A 3,331-nucleotide genomic window follows, 5' to 3' on the forward strand; every position below is an offset into this window, starting at 1 on the left:
GGGCTTCGGCGGGGGCGGCTTCGGCCTGGGCCGCAGGCGCTGCCTCGGCGGCACCTTCGACTTCCAGTACCAGCAGCTCGTCGCCCTCTTTCAGGCGGTCGCCGAGCTTGACCTTCAGCTCCTTGACCACGCCGGCCTTGGGCGCCGGGATTTCCATGCTGGCCTTGTCCGACTCGAGGGTCAGCAGGCTCTGGTCGGCTTCGATACGGTCGCCGACCTTGACGAACAACTCGATAACTTCACCCTCACCGCTGCCGATGTCGGGTACGCGAATCAATTCACTCATCGCTACGCTCCTTAGCAGTCCAGGGGGTTGGCTTTATCGGGATCGATGCCGAACTTGGCGATGGCGTCGGCCAGCACCTTGGCTTCGATCTCGCCGCGGTCCACCAGGGCTTCCAGGGCGGCCAGGACGACCCAGTGGCGGTCTACCTCGAAGAAGTGACGCAGCTTCTTGCGGCTGTCGCTGCGGCCGAAGCCGTCGGTGCCCAGCACCTTGTACTCCTTGCTCGGCACCCACTGGCGCACCTGCTCGGCGAACAGCTTCATGTAGTCGGTGCTGGCCACCACCGGGCCCTTGCGCCCGGACAGGCACTGCTCGATGTAGGCCAGCTTGGGTTTCTGCCCCGGGTGCAGGCGGTTGATGCGCTCCACGGCCAGGCCGTCGCGGCGCAGCTCGTTGAAGCTGGTGACGCTCCACACGTCGGCGCCGATGTTGAACTCCTCGCGCAGGATCTTCGCCGCCTCGCGCACTTCGCGCAGGATGGTGCCGCTGCCCAGCAGCTGCACGTGGTGGGCGGCTTCCTTCTTGTCTTCCTCAAGCAGGTACATGCCCTTGATGATGCCGTCCTCGACGCCTTCCGGCATGGCCGGCTGCTGGTAGGACTCGTTCATCACGGTGATGTAGTAGAAGACGTTCTGCTGCTCCTCGATCATCTGCCGGGTGCCTTCGCGGATGATCACCGCCAGCTCGTAGCCGTAGGTCGGGTCGTAGGTGCGGCAGTTGGGGATGGTCGCGGCCATCAGGTGGCTGTGGCCGTCCTCGTGCTGCAGGCCTTCGCCGTTGAGCGTGGTACGCCCGGCGGTGCCGCCGATGAGGAAGCCGCGGGTACGGCTGTCGCCGGCCGCCCAGGCCAGGTCGCCGATGCGCTGGAAGCCGAACATCGAGTAGAAGATGTAGAACGGCAGCATCGGCTGGTTGTGGTTGGAGTAGGAAGTACCGGCGGCGATGAACGAGCTCATGGCGCCGGCCTCGTTGATGCCTTCCTCGAGGATCTGGCCCTTCTTGTCCTCGCGGTAGAACATCACCTGGTCTTTATCCACCGGCTCGTACAGCTGGCCGACCGAGGAGTAGATGCCGAGCTGGCGGAACATGCCTTCCATGCCGAAGGTACGCGCCTCGTCCGGGATGATCGGCACGATGCGCTGACCCAGCTCCTTGTCCTTGACCAGCTGCGCGAGGATGCGCACGAAGGCCATGGTGGTGGAGATTTCGCGGTCGCCGGAGCCGTCGAGGATGGCCTTGAGGGTATCCAGCGGCGGAGTCGGGATGCTGAAGCTGTTGGGCCGGCGCTGCGGCACGAAACCGCCGAGGGCGGCGCGGCGCTCGTGCAGGTACTTGTACTCGGGGCTGCCCGGCTCCGGCTTGACGAAGGGCAGGTTCTCCAGCTCCTCGTCCTTGACCGGGATGTCGAAGCGGTCGCGGAACTGGCGCAGGCTGTCGACGTCGACCTTCTTGGTGTTGTGCGCGGTGTTCTTCGCTTCACCGGCACCGGTACCGTAGCCCTTGATGGTCTTGGCCAGGATCACGGTGGGCTGGCCGCTGTGGTTGACCGCCTGGTGGTAGGCCGCATAGACCTTGTACGGGTCGTGGCCGCCACGGTTGAGCTTCCAGATCTCGTCGTCGGACAGGTCTTTGACCATCTCCTTGAGTTCCGGGGTATTGAAGAAGTTCTCGCGCACGTAGGCGCCGTCTTTGGCCTTGTAGTTCTGGTACTCGCCGTCGACCACCTCGTCCATGCGGCGCTGCAGGGCGCCGTCCTTGTCCTTGGCGAACAGCGGGTCCCAGAAGCGGCCCCAGACCACCTTGTTGACGTTCCAGCCGCCACCGCGGAACACGCCTTCGAGTTCCTGGATGATCTTGCCGTTGCCGCGTACCGGGCCGTCGAGGCGCTGCAGGTTGCAGTTGATGACGAAGATCAGGTTGTCCAGCTTCTCGCGGCCGGCCAGGGAGATGGCGCCGAGGGATTCCGGCTCGTCGCACTCGCCGTCACCCATGAAGCACCAGACCTTCTGCTTGCCGGCGGGGATGAAGCCGCGCGCTTCCAGGTACTTCATGAAACGCGCCTGATAGATCGCCTGGATCGGGCCTAAGCCCATCGACACGGTGGGGAACTGCCAGAAGTCCGGCATCAGCCAGGGGTGCGGGTAGGAGGACAGGCCCTTGCCGTCCACCTCGCGGCGGAAGTTCTGCATCTGCTCTTCGCTGATGCGCCCTTCCATGAAGGCGCGGGCGTAGACGCCAGGCGAAGCGTGGCCCTGATAGAACACCAGGTCGCCGCCGTGTTCGTCGGTCGGGGCCTGGAAGAAGTAGTTGAAGCCGATGTCGTACAGGGTCGCCGAGGAGGCGAAGCTGGAAATGTGGCCGCCCAGATCCGGATCGTCCAGGTTGGTGCGCATCACCATGGCCAGCGCGTTCCAGCGCACCAGCGAGCGGATACGGCGCTCCATGAACAGGTCGCCCGGCATACGCGCTTCGTGGGTGACCGGGATGGTGTTGCGGTAGGGCGTGGTGATCGCGTAGGGCAGTTGCGCACCGCTGCGGGTGGCCAGCTCGCCCATACGGGTCATCAGGTAATGGGCACGGTCTTCACCCTCACGGTCGAGGACGGATTCAAGGGCGTCCAGCCATTCCTGGGTTTCGATCGGATCGAGGTCTTGCATGGCTTGCTCCAGGGCGGAAAGGCTTCCAGAATCGGAGGCCAGTTGGGTCTCGCCGGCTTTTTGGGCGGGCGAGTTGAATTCTTGGATTTACCGGGGGTAGGACCGGCCGTTTGTAGTTTTACTACATTTCGACGGCGGATTCAGCCCTCTGGATACAATTCTTTAGTAGTAAAACTACAATCCGCGCCACCGCCGGCCGTGCGCGCCCCGCAGGAGCGGGGTTCCGGGCGAACCCGCCAGGCGACCGGCAGTCCGCCAAAAGGATAGACCATGAGCCTGCCGTTGCCGGTCGAGTTGCCCCCCTCCCTGATCCCCCTGGCCGAGCGCGCCGAGCAGTCGCTGCAGGCGGCGCTGGCCGAGCATGAGGGCCTGCCCGCGCAGTGGGCCG

The 3,331-nt window shown here is 64.7% G+C and carries 2 protein-coding genes; both read right to left on the bottom strand.

Annotated features, from left to right (window positions below):
- A partial coding sequence (locus tag N878_RS15700; RefSeq protein WP_036988016.1) for a biotin/lipoyl-containing protein occupies nt 1-286 on the bottom strand: 286 nt, incomplete at its 3' end.
- 11 nt (nt 287-297) lie between these two features.
- On the bottom strand, nt 298-2,943 hold the full coding sequence (gene aceE / locus N878_RS15705; protein ID WP_021444567.1) for a pyruvate dehydrogenase (acetyl-transferring), homodimeric type: 2,646 nt from the start codon (nt 2,941-2,943) through the stop codon (nt 298-300).
- Nucleotides 2,944-3,331 lie beyond the last annotated feature (388 nt).

The organism is Pseudomonas sp. EGD-AK9 (assembly GCF_000465935.2).
In the GTDB taxonomy this organism is placed as follows: Bacteria; Pseudomonadota; Gammaproteobacteria; order Pseudomonadales; family Pseudomonadaceae; genus Aquipseudomonas.